Genomic DNA, 15,366 nt, shown 5'->3' on the forward strand with positions numbered 1-15,366 from the left:
CGCGCCCGCCCTCACAGCTTGCTCACCGGCGCCAGCCTGAGGATGACCCATTTCGGTTCGCCGTCGCCGAAGTCGATGCGCGCCTGGGCCCGGGGGCCCGAGCCTTTGAGCTCGACGACGCGGCCGAGGCCCCACTTGTCGTGGGTGACCCTGTCCCCCACGTCGAGCGACGGGATGTCCGCGGCGCTGCGCATGACGATCGGCGAGCCGAAGTTCGCGGTGGTCTTCGATTTCACGACGCGCGGCGGCGGCGCGGACTCCGACCATTCGATGAGGTCGCCGGGGATCTCGGCCAGGAAACGGCTGGCCGCGTAGTACTCGGGCTGCCCGAAGATGTTGCGGGTCCCGGCGCGGGTGAGGTGGAGGTGCTTGCGGGCCCGCGTGAGGCCCACGTAGGCCAGGCGCCGCTCCTCCTCCATGTCGCCGGGCTTGTTCATGGACCGCTCGTGCGGGAACAGGCCGTCGTCGAGGCCGGTGAGGAACACCGTGTCGAACTCCAGGCCCTTCGCGGTGTGGAGGGTCATGAGCGTGACGACGCCGCCCTCCTCCGCTTCCGGGTCGGGGATCGAGTCGGCGTCGGAGACGAGCGCGACGTGCTCCAGGAACGAAGGCACGTCGGCGGCGAGGTCGGCTTCGTCGTCCTCAGTGGTGCCGCGCATGACCGACTCGGTGAACTCGTGCGCGACCGCGACGAGCTCTTGGAGGTTCTCGACGCGGCCTTCGTCGCGCGGGTCGTTCGACTGCTCGAGGCCTTCGAGGTAGCCGGTGTCGCCGATGAGCTTGTCGAGCACCTCTTCAGGCGGCGCGGACGCGGCGAGCGCGGTGGCCTCGTCGATGATCTCGCAGAACCGCTTGATGCCGGTGCGGGCGCGGCCGGAGACCCCGGGGGCCTCGTCGACGCGGTGCAGCGCGGCGGGGAACGAGATCCGCAGGCGCGCGGCGAGCGCCTCGATCTCGGCCACGGCGCGGTCGCCGACGCCGCGCTTGGGCGTGTTGACGACGCGCATCGCGGAGACCGTGTCGTCCGGGTTCGCGGTGAGCTTGAGGTAGGCGAGCATGTCGCGGACCTCTTTGCGCTCGTAGAAGCGCACGCCGCCGACGACCTTGTACGGGATGCCGCGGCGCACGAACACTTCTTCGAAGGCGCGCGACTGCGCGTTGGTGCGGTAGAAGATCGCCGAGTCGCCGAAGCTGGTCTCGCCGGCGTCGACGAGCTCGTCGATCCGGTTCGCGACCCACGCGGCCTCGTCGTGCTCGTTGTCGCCGGTGTGGCCGAGGATGCGCCCGCCGGGGCCCTCGTCGCTCCACAGTCGCTTCTCGCGGCCGCGTTCGGTGTTGTTGCGGATGACGCCGTTGGCGGCGTCGAGGATCGTCTGGGTGGAGCGGTAGTTCTGCTCCAGCAGGATCGTCTTGGCGTCGGGGAAGTCCCGCTCGAACTCGATGATGTTGCGGATCGTGGCGCCGCGGAACGCGTAGATCGACTGGTCCGCGTCGCCGACGACGCACAGCTCGGAATGGTCTGGACCGGTGCCGACGAGTTCGCGCACCAGCGTGTACTGGGCGTGGTTGGTGTCCTGGTACTCGTCGACCATGACGTGCCGGAACCGCATCCGGTACGACTTCGCGACCTCCGGGAACGCCTGGAACAAGTGCACTGTGGACCCGATGATGTCGTCGAAGTCGACGGCCTGGGCCAGGCGCAGGCGCTCGGTGTACTGCGCGTACACGTCGGCGACGAGCTTCCCGCGGGCGTCGTCGGCCTTCGCGGCGGCCGCTTCGGGGCCGATGAGCTCGTTCTTGAGCCGGGAGATCTCGGCGGCGAACCAGCGCGGCGACTGCTTCTTGGAGTCGAGCCCGAGGTCCTTGACGATCTGGGTGAGGAGCCGGCGGGCGTCGTCGGTGTCGTAGATCGTGAAGCTGGACTTCCAGCCGAGCCGGTGGGCCTCGCGGCGGAGGATGCGCAGGCACGCGGAGTGGAAGGTGAGCACCCACATCGCGCGCGAGCGCGGGCCCACGAGGGCGTCGACGCGTTCGCGCATCTCGGCGGCGGCCTTGTTGGTGAAGGTGATGGCGAGGATCTCGCCGGGGTGGGCGCCGCGCTCGGCCAGGAGGTGGCCGATGCGGTGGGTGAGGACGCGGGTCTTGCCCGAGCCCGCGCCCGCGACGATGAGCAGCGGGGACCCGGCGTGCTCGACGGCTTGGCGTTGCGGTTCGTTGAGGCCGGTCAGAAGGTCGTTCATCGGGATCAATTATGCCGCAGCTTGCAAGGCATTACGGAGGCGCAGGTGCCGCGCCGGGTGTGACACTCCTACGGCGCGGCATCACTCTTTAGAGCGGTCCGCGGCCCGACCTGAGGACGAGCATTGCGACCTGGATGCCGTCGTCGCCGAGGGCGGAGCGGTACTTCTCGAGGATGGCGCGTTCGCGGTCCAGGACCAGGCGGGTGCCGCCGTTGGCCATGCGGATCTCGCCGATGCGCTTGGAGACTTCGGCGCGGCGCTGCCACAGGCGGATGATCTCGGCGTCCAGGGCGTCGATCTCGACGCGCAGGTCCTGGAGTTCGTCAGGTGCGATTTCTGCGGATGCGGTCATCAGGGCTTCTCCTCTAGAGCGATTATCGGTATCGAACTCCGGGCGCGGGTAGAGCCCTGGGCGTGAAAAAAGCCCCGGGCTGTTCGCCCGGGGCCGGTAAGTCTGCGTGTCAGCGCGACGACCTACGGCTCGGACGGGTCCGGCCGTAGAAATAAAATCGCACGCTCTGAGTCACGCGGCAAGTATGCCACACGCCCGCCGGTGGGACCAGCGGGCGTGTGGCGGTTATCGCAGTGTTCGGCTGCTGTTAAGCCTCCGAGCCCCAGTCCGCGCGGGCGGCGCGGCGGCGCATGAGCACCATCGCGACGACGCCGGCGAGCAGGACCGCGCCGCCGACGGTGGCGACGGTGGTCAGGCTGGAACCGGTGACGGGCAGCTGCGGCTTCGGGGACTCGCTCTGGCTCGGGACCTCGTCGACCGTGATCTCGAAGGGGATCTCGAAGTAGAACTCCTCGGTGAACTCCTCGGCGAGGATCAGGCGCTGGCCTTCGACGTCGGCGCCGTCGGCGTCGACGGGCACGAAGGTGCGGCCGGCCGGGGTGGTCCATTCGACGGTGTCGGTGACGATCGTGACCGAGGCGGTCTCGGCCTTGTCGAACTTCACGGAGAAGACCTGGCCGTCGGTGAGGGTGGTGAGCTCCTCGCCGTTCTCGTCGATGACGGTGGCGCCCTCAGGCTGCTCGAAGCTGAGGGAGTCGATGTTGGTGTCGACGGTGAACGGACCGACGGTGGTGCCGTCGACCTTGGCGTCGGTGGCGTCGTAGTCGAAGTAGGGCTCTTCGGGCTCCTCGATCGGTGCGGAGTTCTCGAGCAGCCACTGCTGGAGCGCCGGGACGATCTCGTCGGCGACGTCGTTCTCGGTCGGGTCGCTCTCGCTGAGGACCCAGCCGTCGGTCAGCGACCAGATGGCGGACTGGGTGGCCGCGTAGGCCAGCTGGTCCTGGGTCACGTCGCCGTAGTCGTCGCTGGCCAGGCCGGCCTCTTCGAGGAGCTCGCCGGCGTTGGTGCCGTCGTAGCCGGTGGCGAGGACGCCGAGGACCATCGGGAGATCTTCGACGGGGATGTCCTCCCACGGGCGCTCTTCGTGGAGGTACTGCTCTTCGAGGTCGACCTCGAGCTGGATGCAGTAGACGGTGCGGGGGTCGCCGTCGCCGGTGTCGAGGGCGATCATCGAGGCGTGCGGCGACTTCTGCTGCCCGCCCGCCTCGCCGTACAGCTGGATGCCGCCGTCCTCGATCACGACGTTGCCGGCGGCGAGGATGCCCGCCTCCGCCTCCTCGTCCTGGGCTTGGGCGGCGGTGATGCCGGTGAGGCCGAGTGCGACGCCCGCGGCAGCGGCCATCGTCCCTTTCAGGGCTTTGGTCATCATTGGTTGAAGTCCCTTTGCTTTTCTGAGGGATTGAACGCGGTCTTGGGGTGCTTGCGAGTCGTAAATCGGTACAGACTCTTCATGCGACACGTTAGCGGCACGCTGCCGGTTGCATTCGGCGGCAGAAAATCCGGGAGCTGGGTTTCGACTGCGAGGCAAGGGAAATGGCGCGGCCTTAGAGAGCCGCGCCACTATAACGATTCGGTATCGGCCGATCCTGGGGCGACGGACGGTGACGAGTGGATACCGGTGGGACGGAAGTGGCCGGGGCCAGGGGGATCGCTTCCCCCGGCCCCGGCCGCACCATGCACCGGGCTTCGTTGGAGCCGAGGAGCGCGCCCGGGTCCGGACCGTTCGAGGTGGTCCGGAACGCTCCTGCGGCAGCGGGCGCTCGCCATCGGCAAGCAGGCGCCCGCATCCGTCAGGTCTTAGTGGTCGGTGGTCCTGCGGCGCTTGCCGAGCGTGACCACCGTGAGGCCGCCGACCAGGAGCGCCAGGCCCGCCGCGAACGCGACGCTCAAGGTCGAACCGGTGACGGGCAGCTGCGGCTTCGGCGGGGCGCTGGCCTCCGGCGGCGCGTCGAGGGCGAAGCGCCATTCGGCGGGGACCTCGCCTTCGCGCGGCTGCGCGAGGATGAGCTTCTGCGAGTCGCCCACGGTCATCGGGTTGAGCGCGTCGCCCGAGAGCGCTTCGTCGGTCGTGGCCAGGAAGACCCGGCCCACCGGCAGGTCGTAGGCGGCGGTGCCGTTGACGGTGATCTCGTTGGTGCCCTCGTCGAGGACGATCCAGAACTGCTCGCCGTCCTTGCGGGACTCGACCGCGTCGCCGCCCTCGGTCTCGAGGCTGCCGCCGTCGGCGGTGAGCTCGACGGGGCCGGCGTTGGAGCGGATCGTGTACGGACCGAAGCGCCCGTCGACGAACGTCGCCGACTCCTCGCCTTCGAGGTCCACGGTGAACTCGGACGGGTCCGGGACCGTTCCGGCGTCCTCGGTCAGATGCCGGTAGACCGCGAGCACCGCTTCGTCCTCGCCGTTGTTGCCGCCCTTGACCGGGTTGTCCTCCAGCAGGGCCCAGGCGTCGGTGAAGTGCCAGACGGCGGCCTGCGTGCCCGCGTAGGCGACCTCGGCGACCTCCTCGCCGGACCAGTCGGGGTTGACCTCGGCGCCGGAGGACTCGATGAGCTCCTCCGCGCCGACGTTCGGGTAGCCGTTGAACAGGACCCAGCGGACCTCTTCGAGGTTCGCGACCTCCGACTCCTCCCAGTCGCCCTCCGTGTACGGGCTCTCGGTGTCGAGCGGGGTGTGGATGTCGATGCAGTAGACGACGAGCGTCTCGTCGCCGCCGTGCGGCTTGAGGCCGAGGACGTTCGCCCACACGTCGTAGCGTTCCTCCGCGAACCGCCCGCGCAGCTCCAGGCCGGGGGCGGTGACGACGTCGCCGGAGACCGGCTCGGGCTCCTCGGCCTGGGCGGGGGCACCCGCGACCGCGCTCAGGGCGGCGGTGGCGAGGAGCGCGGCTGCCGCCGCGAACGAGGTGCGGATCGTCTTGAGTCTCATCGTGGTTCGGTCCTCCTGGGAGCGGACTTGAGGCGGCAGGTCGTGAGTGGAGTGCCGGGTCGGCCTGACAAGAGGGGAAACGAGAGGACCCAGAGTGACGGCGCGGCCACTCGGCCGAACGATGTGCAGAACCCGCCGAAAGTACGATCCCAAATCAGGACAATGGTCGCGTCTTGACATGACGCAACACGCCAACGCGACCCGGACCCGTCAGACAGGCGCTCTATAGTCGGAGTCATGCCGATCTCGAAAGCCGCCGCTCGCGGCATCACCGACGAATTCGCTCGCCGGAGGGGCCCCAAGACCGGCCTGGTCGTGGGCGCGGCCTGGGGCAACCCGGTCCTGACGGCCGCGCTCGAGGCGCTCATGCCCGCCGACCGGCTCACCGTCGTCGCCGATCCCGTATCCATTGAGGACCTCAAGGCCTCGCTCGCCGCCGAAGGTTCCTGGACCGCCGGGAACGTCACCGCCGTCGCCAAGCTCGGCGACGCCGAACCGGCCGAAGAGGTCATGCTCGCCTCCCCGGTCACCGTGGAGGCCGAGGAGTTCATCGCCGACATCGAACTGCTGCAGGGGAAAGTGGCGCCCGGCGGCGTGCTCTCCTTCGCCGCGACCCTGACCGCGCCCGCCCGCGAGGAGATCGCTGAGCTCGTCGCCGAGTACGGCATCGGCACCGACCTCATCGTCCGGTCGCTCCCGCCCGTGCGCATCCACAAGCTCCGCATCGGCTCGGCCGCGAAGCGCGAAGGCGAACCGCACGCGATCGCCCCCGCCGAAGACCTCGCGCCCGCGTGGCGCGCCTCCTCGGTCGCGGTCACGCGCTCGATGCACCTCGACTCGAACGGCGTGATCGCCGCCGGGCTGCTCTTCGGGACCGCTTGGGCCGCAAAGCAGATCCGGCCCTCCTCGAAGGCGTGGGTCCTGCCGGCGCTGGCCGCCGTCCCGGTCGCCGCGTTCTTCCGCGACCCGCAGCGCGAAGCGGACCTGCGCGGCGAGGACGACGAGCCCGAAGCGGTGCTCGCCGCCTCGGACGGCCGCATCATGGCGGTGGAGACCGTGGTCGACGAGCGCTTCGGCGCCGCCACCGGCACCGCCGGGGCCGAATGGCTGCGCATCAGCGCGTACCTGTCGGTCACGGACGTGCACATCAACCGCTCGCCCGTGGCGGGCGAGGTCGTGGACGTGTTCACCGAGCGCGGCGGCTACTCGAAGGTCTCCGCGCCGGAAGCGGAGCACAACGCCGCCTGCTACACGGTGCTGTCGACCGCGCGGGGCCGCGTCGTCGTCGCCCAGCGCACGGGCGCGCTGCTGCGCCGCATCGTCAACCGCACCAAACCCGGTGCGGCCGTGGCGAAGGGCGAACGGTACGGCCTGATCCGCTTCGGCTCCCGCACCGATGTGTACCTGCCCGCGGGTGCCGCGGAAGCAGCAGTCGTGCCCGGCGAGACGATCCGCGCCGGAGAGACCGTCGTGGCGCGCTGGCGTTAGGCCTGCGCGGCCAGGTTCTTCAGGTCGACCACTTGGAGGGCGTCCTCGACGGCCGCCGAGAGCGGCAGGTCGTCGAGCGCGTCCGCGTCCCACCAGCGCGATTCGCTCGTGGAGCCGCCCGCGGCCTCGACCACCTGCGCGGCGGAGGGGTCTTCGACGGTGGCCGAGTAGATCGCGCGCACGCCGTGCCAGTCGAGCGGGTACCCCTCGGGGCCGATCGCGCGGCGGTGCCGGAACGACGTGACGTTGAGGAGCTCGCCGACCTGGGCTTCCTGGCCGGTCTCCTCGTAGATCTCGCGGGAGACGGCCGCGCGCGGCGACTCGCCGAAGTCGACGCCGCCGCCGGGCAGGTGCCAGGTGCCGCCGCCGGGGTAGCCCTCGGCGATGCGGGCGAGGAGGATGCGGCCGTCGCCGTCGGCGACGACCCCGTACGCGCCGAAGCGCTGGCCCCTTCTGCGGCGGCCCTTCTTGGCCTTGGACGGCGGGACGGGCCGGGTCTCCTGCGGGGCCTTGTCGACGCGTCCGGCGAGCCGGTCGTCGGCGAGGTGCAGGCATGCGGAGACGAACGGCGAATGGGATTCGGCGGCCGCGCGGGCCGGTTCGACCCATTCGGCGGCGTCGCCTGCGAAGTCGTCGCCGGGGCCGTGCGTGACGGTGGCGGCGTAGATGATCGCGTTGGTGTGGACGCCCCGCCTGGCGACGGCGACCGCTTCGAGGGGCGCGCCGACGGCGACCTCGTAGCCGGTGTGCTCGCCGACCAGGCGCCCGGCGGCCCGCTTCGGGGGCTCGCCGTGGTCGAGCACGCCGCCCGGCAGGTGCCAGGGGCCGGCTTCGCGTCCGCGGGCCCTCCTCGTCAGCAGGACCCGGCCGTTCTCGTCACGGACCTCCCCGTACGCAGCTATCCGGAATTGCATCCCTCAACTGTACGGCGTGATCAAGGCCCCTCGGCGCCGCTTGCAAGCCGCAATTGGTAGGGCTTATTCCCACTCGATGGTCCCCGGCGGCTTGCTGGTGACATCGAGCACGACGCGGTTGACGTCGGCGACCTCGTTGGTGATGCGCGTGGAGATCTTCGCGAGCAGCTCGTAGGGCAGGCGGGACCAGTCGGCGGTCATCGCGTCCTCGGAGGAGACCGGGCGCAGCACGACCGGGTGGCCGTAGGTGCGGCCGTCGCCCTGGACGCCCACGGAGCGGACGTCGGCGAGGAGGACCACCGGGAACTGCCACACGGACCGGTCGAGGCCGGCGGCGGTGAGCTCGGCGCGGGCGATCGCGTCCGCGGACTTGAGCAGGTCGAGGCGTTCGCGGGTGATCTCGCCGACGATGCGGATGCCCAGGCCGGGGCCGGGGAACGGGTGGCGCCAGACCATCGCCTCGGGCAGGCCCAGTTCGAGGCCGATCGCGCGGACCTCGTCCTTGAAGAGGGTCCGCAGCGGCTCGATGAGCGCGAACTGGAGGTCGTCGGGCAGGCCGCCCACGTTGTGGTGGCTCTTGATGTTCGCGGTGCCGGTGCCGCCGCCGGACTCGACCACGTCCGGGTACAGGGTGCCCTGGACGAGGAAGTCGATGCCCTGCTCTTCGGCGATCTCGCGCGCGGCGGCCTCGAAGGTGCGGATGAACTCGCGGCCGATGATCTTGCGCTTCTCCTCGGGGTCCGTGACGCCCTTGAGGGCGGTGAGGAACTGCTCCGAGACGTCCACGGCGCGCACGTCGATGCCGGTGAGCTGCGCGTAGTCCTTCTCGACCTGCTCGGCCTCGCCCGCGCGGAGCAGGCCGTGGTCGACGAAGACGCAGGTCAGCTGGTCGCCGATGGCGCGGTGCACGAGCGCCGCGGCCACGGAGGAGTCGACGCCGCCCGAGAGGGCGCACAGGACCCGCTTGTCGCCGACCTGCTCGCGGATCGCGGCGACCTGCTCGTCGATGATCGCCGAGTTCGTCCAGTTCGGCTTGATGCCGGCGATGTCGTGCAGGAAGTGGCGGATCACGGCCTGGCCGTGCGGAGTGTGGGCGACCTCCGGGTGGTACTGGACGCCCGCCAGGCGCGCCTCCAGGTTCTCGAACGCCGCCACGGGCGCGCCGTTGGTGCGGGCCACCACCTCGAAACCGGCGGGGGCCTCGGTCACGGAGTCGCCATGGCTCATCCACACCGACTGGTGCTCGGGGAGGCCTGCAAGGAGCTTCGACGGGCAGAGCACGTCGAGCTCGGTGCCGCCGTACTCGGAGAGCCCGGTCCTGGCCACGGTCCCGCCCAGGGAGGCGGCCATGGCCTGGAAGCCGTAGCAGATCCCGAGCACGGGCACGCCGGCCTCGAACAGGGCGCGGTCCACCTGCGGGGCGCCTTCGGCGTACACGCTCGAAGGACCGCCCGAGAGGATGATCGCAGCCGGCTCCTTGGCGAGCATCTCGCTCGCGGGCATCGAGGAGGGCACGATCTCCGAGTAGACGTTCGCTTCGCGGACGCGCCGCGCGATGAGCTGCGCGTACTGCGCACCGAAGTCGACCACCAGCACCGTTTGTCGCATGACACCAGCGTAACCGGTAGTCGGCCTCACACTGGAAGGCGCGGCTACCCTGATGACGTGCTCAACCCTGGGGTCCGCGAATCGTTCCGCCGGGTCGGCCGGGACCTGCGGTCATGGACCCCGGGCGAGGCCGTTCCGGTGCTCGCGGTGCGCGCTGCGTTCGGCATCGCCGCCGCCATGAGCGCCGTCGCCCTCCTCGACCACCCCTCGTGGGGGCAGGCCGCGGTCATGGGCGCGTGGCTCGGCGGCGTCGCGATGCTCACCCCCGGCACCCGCACCGGGCCCTCCCTGCCGCTGCTGATCGGCGCGGCCGGGTCCCTCGGGGTCGTCCTCGGCTCCATCGGCGACCCGGTCGTGCTCATCGCCGCGGCGGCCGCCTACGCGTTCACGCTCACGTTCATCGGCTCGGTCACCCACATCGCGGGCGTCACGTTCACCGTGTCCGGCATCATGTTCTTCCTCGCCGACCACCTCACCGCCCACGCCGGCGTCCTCATCGCCGCGCTCGCGGTCGCGGCGGGCGGCGCCGTGCAGGCACTGACGGCGCTCCTGCCGCCGTACTACCGGTGGGCCGAGGACCGGCGCACCCTCGCCGACGCCTGGCTCGCCCTCGCGGCCGAAGCGGACGCGCTCGCCGCCGACCCGAACGCGCCGTTCCGCACCGAACCGCTCTTCGAGGCCGCGCAGGAACTCGACCGCCGCCGGGCCCTGCCCGCGGCGATCCTCGAGGCGCGCCGCCAGATCTACGCCGTCTCGAGCGCCATCGGCCACACCGCCTCAGCGCGCGCCCGCGCCGACGCGCAGGACCGCGACACCGTCGAGTTCTACTCCGAAGCGCTGGAGCTCGCCGCCCGGCTCCTCGGCCACTTCGCCGAGCAAATCACCTCCCGCAGCCCCACCGAACTCGACTGGGACGCACTCCTCGACGGCCTCTCCCAGAACCCCATGGCCACCGCCACCGGCACCATGCCCACCGAGATCGGCGGGCTCCTGCGCACCCTCCACGACACCGGCGGATTCGCCGAACGCATCACCGCCGGCGGCGACGACGTCATCGCCGACCCGGCCCTCGCACACGCCACCAGCACCGCCCGCCAGGCCCTCGGCCAGCTCCGGGCCCGCCTGCACCGCCACGACCCCGTGATCCACCACGCGCTCCGCCGCGCCGGCGTCATCGCCCTCGCCATGGCGATCGGCCTCGCCTGGCCCACCGGGCACGGCTACTGGATCCCGCTCACCGCCTGGCTGGTGCTCCAAGCCGACTTCGCCGGGACCCTCACCCGCGGCGTCACCCGCGCGGTGGGCACCACCGGCGGCGTCGTCCTCGCCTCGCTCCTAGGGATGCTGCTGCCGCAGGACCAGCTGTGGCTGAGCCTCATCGTGCTCGCCTACGCGCTCATCGCCTACCTGACCCGGCCGGTCTCCATGCTCGTGTTCGCGGCCGCCGTCTCCGGGTTCACCGTGTTCCAGATCGACCTCTCGGGCGAGAGCCCCATCGCCGCCGCCTTCGACCGGGGCGCGTGCACCCTCGTCGGCGCGGCGCTCGCGATCGGCTTCTACACGCTCGCCCCCACCTGGCAGACCCGCCGCCTCGGCGACCTCCTCGGCGACCTCGTCGACGCCTACCGCGACTACGCCCGGCTCTCCCTGGACCGCCAGGCGCACCCCGCCGACTACGACCGCAAGGTCATGCACGCCGCCATCGACCGCATCCGCGCCCGCCGCGCCGCCCTCACCAGCGCCGCCGACCAGGCCAAGGCCGAACCGGTCGCCGGACCGGGCCCGCTCTCAGCGGACGCACTCGGCGCAGAAGCGGCACTGTCAAGGGCCGCAAGGGCACTCGTGGCCGTGAATGCGACCCTCGGCCGCGAAGCGAACGCGAAGGGCCTCGCAGGCGTCGACGCGTTCGCGGACTCCCTCGACACCGCCTACCTGCGGCTGGCCGCGCTGGCCCGCGGCGACGCCCCGCCGCGCGGCATCGACCTCAGCGACGCCGTACAGCGCCTCGACTTCCGCCTCGCGGCCATCGAGGACCGCGACACGCGGACCCGGCGCAGCGTCCTGCGCTGGGAGTCCGACAACGTAGTGGAGGCCCTGGACGACGCGGCCCTGCTCATGGCCGGCTGGAACCAGACCTAGAAAAGGCCCTAGAAGAGCGCGGCGCGGGCCCGCTGGATCGCCGCTTCGGCTGCCGCGCGCTGCTCCTCGGTGAGCTTCGACTCGAACTCGAGGAGGTCGAGGCCGATCACCTGCAGCTGATCGGGCAGGTGCGTGTCGTTCGGCAGCCGCGGCACGGGACGCCGCGGCTGGCCCTCAGCATCGGCTGCGAGGTCAGCGAGGGCCTGGACGAGGGCGTGCATCGCCCCCGCCCTCGAAGACCAGCGAGCGGGCGACCAGTGGCGCGTGCCTTCGACGACACGCCCGATCGCCCGCTCGAGTGCAGTGCTCAAAACCGTGCTTCCGCGGCTAGTCGCCCTGGAAGTAGGACATCAGGCGCAGCAGGTTCCAGTACAGGAAGATGAGGCCCGCGGTGAGGCCGAAGGCCCCCGCCCAGGCGTACTTCTTCGCGGCGCCGTTGTTCGCGGCGTACTCGATCATGTCGAAGTCGAGGATGAACGAGAACGCGGCCCACAGCGTGATGCCGATCGCGATGATCCACTGGAGCGCCGAGACCGACTCGCCGGGAGCGGCGAACAGGCCCAGGTCCATGCCGAACGCGCCCGCGACGAGGTTCACCATCGTCAGGGCGAAGATGCCGATGCCCGCGCCGACGATCACCTTCGTGAACATCGGCGAGTTCTTGAGGATGCGGAACTTGTACAGCGCCAGCATCGCGCCGAACACGAGGATGGTCGCGAGGAGCGCGTTCACCACGATGCCCGGCCACTGCTGCTCGAAGATCGCGGAGACGCCGCCGAGGAGCAGGCCCTGGCCGATCGCGTACGCGAACGCCACGAACGGGTTCGTCACCGGCTTGAACATCGAGAAGATCATGATGCCGAGGCCCACGACCATGCCGATCGTCCCGAGCATCATCGCGGTGCCGATCGCGTCGGTGTCACCGGTCGCGATGCCGTCGGCGACCATCGAGTACGTGAGGATCGCGGCCACGAACGTGGCGCCCACGAGCGCCACCGTGCGCACGATGACGTCGTCGATCCGCATGGTCGCAGCCTGCGGAGCCTGGGTCATCTGCCCGTAAGGCCCGTACGCGGCACCCATGTGCTGCTCGTTGTACTGGGTCTTCACCATATTTCGAAGGGATGAGTTCCTGCTCTGCATTGCCATGACCTGCGGTCCTCCGTTGGAATTTCAAGGGTGATTCCGAGCTTATCCGGTCACTGCCTCAAACACGACACAGCGGCGGAGCATTCCCATGCTCCACCGCTGTGAATGTACTCAGACAACTAGGAGATCACTGTGACCCGACCCAGTTCGGGCGCCTGGAGGGGCGCCGCTGCGGTGCCGAGCTCGGCGATGTAGTCCTCGAACGCGTCCACATCGAGCTCACCGAAGAGCGTGTTCGTGCCTTCGGTGAACGCGGTGAACGAGTCGCCGCCTTCGGCGAGGAACGAGTTCGTCGTGACCCGGTAGGTCTGGTCGGCGACGATTGGCTGGCCGTTGAGCATGAGCGAGTCGGCCACGATCTGGTCGGTGCCGGTCCTGGTCTTGTCCCATGTGTACGTGAAGCCCTCGGAGACCTGCAGGAACAGGGTCGTCGTGCGCCCGCCCGGGATCGGGAGCTGCTGCTGGAGCGCCTTGAGGAGCTGTGCGCCGGTCATGTCGAGGGTGACGACGTAGTTGTTGAACGGCTGCACGTCGAAGACCTCGCGGTAGGAGACCTCGCCCGTGACGCCTTCTTCGAGGAGGAGGTCGTCGCGGACGCCGCCGGGGTTCATGAGGGCGATCTCGGCGCCGCCGGTGTCGGCGTCGGCGGTGTTCCACAGCTGCGCGTCGGCGATGAGGCTGCCGAGCGGGAACTCCTCGGCGCGGGTCTGGCCGCGCTTGATGTCCTCGGCGATGTAGCCGACCAGGCGGCCGCCCGCCTCTTCGGCGGCGGGGCCGTACTCGGCGATGATGTCGGACTGGGCGTCGTCGGACTCGAAGGCGTCGAGGTCGACGTCACGGGTGACGACGGTGTTCGAGCCGTTCACCGAGGAGCGCACGATGTCCTTGGTGCGCCGGTCGTACGTGGCGTCGATCTGGGTGAACACGCGGCCGTACGAGGACGCGGAGGTGACCATGCGCGGGTTCCCGGCCGGGTCGGGCACCGAGCACACGTACTCCTGGTGCGTGTGGCCGGTGACGAGGATGTCCACGAGCGGGGTCATGGTCTCGGCGATGTCCACGATGGGGCCGGACATGCCGACGCCGGAGCCGTCCAGGGACTCGCACTCGTGGCCGGTGTCGCCGGCGACCGGGACGCCGCCTTCGTGCAGCAGGACCACGATCGAGTTGACGCCCTTGCGCTTGAGCTCCTTCGCGTAATTGTTCGCGGTCTCGACCTCGTCGAGGAACTCCAGACCCTCGATGCCGGACTTCGAGACGATGTCGCCGGTGCCCTCGAGGGTCATGCCGATGAAGCCGACCTTGACGCCCCGGCCGAAGTCCTTGACCCAGTACGGGTCGAGGACCGTCTTGCCGGTGGCCTCGTCGACGACGTTCGCGCCGAGGTACGGGAAGTCCGCGCCCTCGAAGTCCTCGTCGCCCTCGATGATGCGGTTCAGCTCTGGGAATCCGGCGTCGAACTCGTGGTTGCCGACCGAGGAGACCTCGACGCCCATCGCGTTGAGCGATTCGATCGCCGGCTCGTCGTCGAAGATCGCCGACATGAACGGGCTCGCGCCGATGAGGTCGCCGGCGGCCACAGTCGTCGAGTAGCGCTCTCCCTCGCGGGCCTGCTCGAGGTGGGCCGCGAGGTACTCGGCGCCGCCTGCGGGGACGTTCACGCCGTCCACCGGGTACGTGTCGCCGGAGGAGGCCTCGACGTGGCCGTGGAAGTCGTTGATCGCCAGCAGCTGCAGGTCGATCTCGCGGCCGTGGCCGGACTGGCCGGCATTGGCCGACCACGCGCCGACGGCGAACGTGGTCGCGGCGAGCGCGACGGCGGCACCCGCCGCTGCGAGGCGCTTGTGTTCAGGCTTCATTGCTCTCCAGGGACTTGACGGGGGCTCGGGGGACGGCGGGCGCAATCGCCCGATTGTGATCCAATCATGGGACGATTGCGCCCGGGTCAACTGAACATAACGGCTTCACAAAGCCGAGGTCAAGGCCCGATGAAAGTGCTAGCGGGGCTTGCGCTCCTCGATGCGCTTCATGACCCGCGCCGCGACGGCCTTCATCGCGTCCACATCGTCCTGCGTCCACTCGTGGGTCTTGTTGTCGATGACCCACACGGTGCCGATGGTGTGCCCGTCGCTGTCGACCAGCGGCGCGCCCATGTACGCGCGAATCCCCAGCGCGTCCACGACCGGGTTCGTCGCGAACCGCGAGTAGTCCATGACGTTGTTGAGCGCCATGGCCTTCTCGCGTGCGACCACGTGCACGCAGTAGCCGGCCTCGGCCGGCATCTCGCGCCCGATCTCGGGGTCCTTGCCGTCCACGGACTCGGTGCCCGGGCCCGCGATGCCGGGGAAGAACTGCTGCTGGCCCTCGCCGACGAAGTTGACGCCGGACCAGGTCGCGCCGGTCAGCTCCAGCAGCTCCTTCGCCACGTCGTCGTACTCGGGGTCGGCCTCGGGGAGCGCGCCCCAGTACTGCAGCTTCGCGGCCCGCTTGGTGCCGTCGGGGTCGCTCGGGGTGATGGTGAGGCGGAACTCGTGTTCGAGGTCGGTCATGC

The 15,366-nt window shown here is 70.2% G+C and carries 12 protein-coding genes; 2 read left to right on the top strand and 10 right to left on the bottom strand.

Annotated features, from left to right (window positions below):
* Positions 1-11 precede the first annotated feature (11 nt).
* From pcrA to AB0I03_RS19440, 4 genes are all read right to left on the bottom strand, one after another.
* Entirely contained in the window at positions 12-2,240 is a 2,229-nt protein-coding gene (pcrA, locus tag AB0I03_RS19425) for a DNA helicase PcrA (protein WP_360414723.1), read from the bottom strand.
* 88 nt (positions 2,241-2,328) lie between these two features.
* Positions 2,329-2,592 carry a chorismate mutase gene (locus AB0I03_RS19430; RefSeq protein ID WP_360414725.1) on the bottom strand — a complete coding sequence of 88 codons (264 nt, stop codon included), beginning with the start codon at positions 2,590-2,592 and terminating at the stop codon, positions 2,329-2,331.
* Positions 2,593-2,839: 247 nt separating this feature from the next.
* Complete coding sequence (locus AB0I03_RS19435) at positions 2,840-3,961, bottom strand: Cys-Gln thioester bond-forming surface protein (RefSeq protein WP_360414727.1); 1,122 nt, start codon at positions 3,959-3,961, stop codon at positions 2,840-2,842.
* 428 nt (positions 3,962-4,389) lie between these two features.
* Positions 4,390-5,517 carry a Cys-Gln thioester bond-forming surface protein gene (locus AB0I03_RS19440; protein WP_360414729.1) on the bottom strand — a complete coding sequence of 376 codons (1,128 nt, stop codon included), beginning with the start codon at positions 5,515-5,517 and terminating at the stop codon, positions 4,390-4,392.
* Between the two features lie 237 nt (positions 5,518-5,754).
* Between AB0I03_RS19440 and AB0I03_RS19445 the strand changes: the two genes are divergently transcribed.
* A complete protein-coding gene (locus AB0I03_RS19445; protein WP_360414731.1) occupies positions 5,755-7,005 on the top strand; it encodes a phosphatidylserine decarboxylase in 1,251 nt (416 codons plus the stop codon).
* On the opposite strand, the gene AB0I03_RS19450 is transcribed toward AB0I03_RS19445, so the two are convergent.
* Positions 7,002-7,919, bottom strand: a complete 918-nt coding sequence (locus tag AB0I03_RS19450) for an NUDIX domain-containing protein (protein WP_360414733.1) — start codon at positions 7,917-7,919, stop codon at positions 7,002-7,004. The two genes, AB0I03_RS19445 and AB0I03_RS19450, sit on opposite strands and share 4 nt — an antisense overlap.
* A 63-nt stretch (positions 7,920-7,982) precedes the next feature.
* The gene (guaA, locus tag AB0I03_RS19455) at positions 7,983-9,527 is read right to left on the bottom strand and encodes a glutamine-hydrolyzing GMP synthase (protein ID WP_360414735.1); all 1,545 of its coding nucleotides are present in this window, start codon (positions 9,525-9,527) and stop codon (positions 7,983-7,985) included.
* Positions 9,528-9,584: 57 nt separating this feature from the next.
* On the opposite strand from guaA, the gene AB0I03_RS19460 reads away from it, so the two are divergent.
* Positions 9,585-11,666 carry an FUSC family protein gene (locus AB0I03_RS19460; protein WP_360414737.1) on the top strand — a complete coding sequence of 694 codons (2,082 nt, stop codon included), beginning with the start codon at positions 9,585-9,587 and terminating at the stop codon, positions 11,664-11,666.
* Between the two features lie 8 nt (positions 11,667-11,674).
* Here the strand turns inward: AB0I03_RS19460 and AB0I03_RS19465 are convergent, their stop codons facing one another.
* The 4 genes from AB0I03_RS19465 to AB0I03_RS19480 all read right to left on the bottom strand — a co-directional run bounded on the left by AB0I03_RS19465 (position 11,675) and on the right by AB0I03_RS19480 (position 15,364).
* Positions 11,675-11,953, bottom strand: a complete 279-nt coding sequence (locus AB0I03_RS19465; RefSeq protein WP_360414925.1) for a hypothetical protein — start codon at positions 11,951-11,953, stop codon at positions 11,675-11,677.
* A 40-nt stretch (positions 11,954-11,993) separates the two neighbouring features.
* Positions 11,994-12,779, bottom strand: a complete 786-nt coding sequence (locus AB0I03_RS19470) for a Bax inhibitor-1/YccA family protein (RefSeq protein WP_360414739.1) — start codon at positions 12,777-12,779, stop codon at positions 11,994-11,996.
* 155 nt (positions 12,780-12,934) lie between these two features.
* Positions 12,935-14,674, bottom strand: coding sequence for a 5'-nucleotidase C-terminal domain-containing protein (locus AB0I03_RS19475; RefSeq protein ID WP_360414741.1), 1,740 nt, complete (start codon positions 14,672-14,674; stop codon positions 12,935-12,937).
* A 138-nt stretch (positions 14,675-14,812) separates the two neighbouring features.
* On the bottom strand, positions 14,813-15,364 hold the full coding sequence (locus tag AB0I03_RS19480; protein ID WP_360414743.1) for a GAF domain-containing protein: 552 nt from the start codon (positions 15,362-15,364) through the stop codon (positions 14,813-14,815).
* Between the last annotated feature and the right edge of the window lie 2 nt (positions 15,365-15,366).

The organism is Glycomyces sp. NPDC021274, from assembly GCF_040641195.1.
Lineage (GTDB): Bacteria > Actinomycetota > Actinomycetes > Mycobacteriales > Micromonosporaceae > Glycomyces.

Coding starts and splice junctions, on each gene's coding strand:
- pcrA (WP_360414723.1), bottom strand. CDS start 2,240: ATGAACGACCTTCTGACCGGCCTCAACGAACCGCAACGCCAAGCCGTC.
- AB0I03_RS19430 (WP_360414725.1), bottom strand. CDS start 2,592: ATGACCGCATCCGCAGAAATCGCACCTGACGAACTCCAGGACCTGCGC.
- AB0I03_RS19435 (WP_360414727.1), bottom strand. CDS start 3,961: ATGATGACCAAAGCCCTGAAAGGGACGATGGCCGCTGCCGCGGGCGTC.
- AB0I03_RS19440 (WP_360414729.1), bottom strand. CDS start 5,517: ATGAGACTCAAGACGATCCGCACCTCGTTCGCGGCGGCAGCCGCGCTC.
- AB0I03_RS19445 (WP_360414731.1), top strand. CDS start 5,755: ATGCCGATCTCGAAAGCCGCCGCTCGCGGCATCACCGACGAATTCGCT.
- AB0I03_RS19450 (WP_360414733.1), bottom strand. CDS start 7,919: ATGCAATTCCGGATAGCTGCGTACGGGGAGGTCCGTGACGAGAACGGC.
- guaA (WP_360414735.1), bottom strand. CDS start 9,527: ATGCGACAAACGGTGCTGGTGGTCGACTTCGGTGCGCAGTACGCGCAG.
- AB0I03_RS19470 (WP_360414739.1), bottom strand. CDS start 12,779: ATGGTGAAGACCCAGTACAACGAGCAGCACATGGGTGCCGCGTACGGG.
- AB0I03_RS19475 (WP_360414741.1), bottom strand. CDS start 14,674: ATGAAGCCTGAACACAAGCGCCTCGCAGCGGCGGGTGCCGCCGTCGCG.
- AB0I03_RS19480 (WP_360414743.1), bottom strand. CDS start 15,364: ATGACCGACCTCGAACACGAGTTCCGCCTCACCATCACCCCGAGCGAC.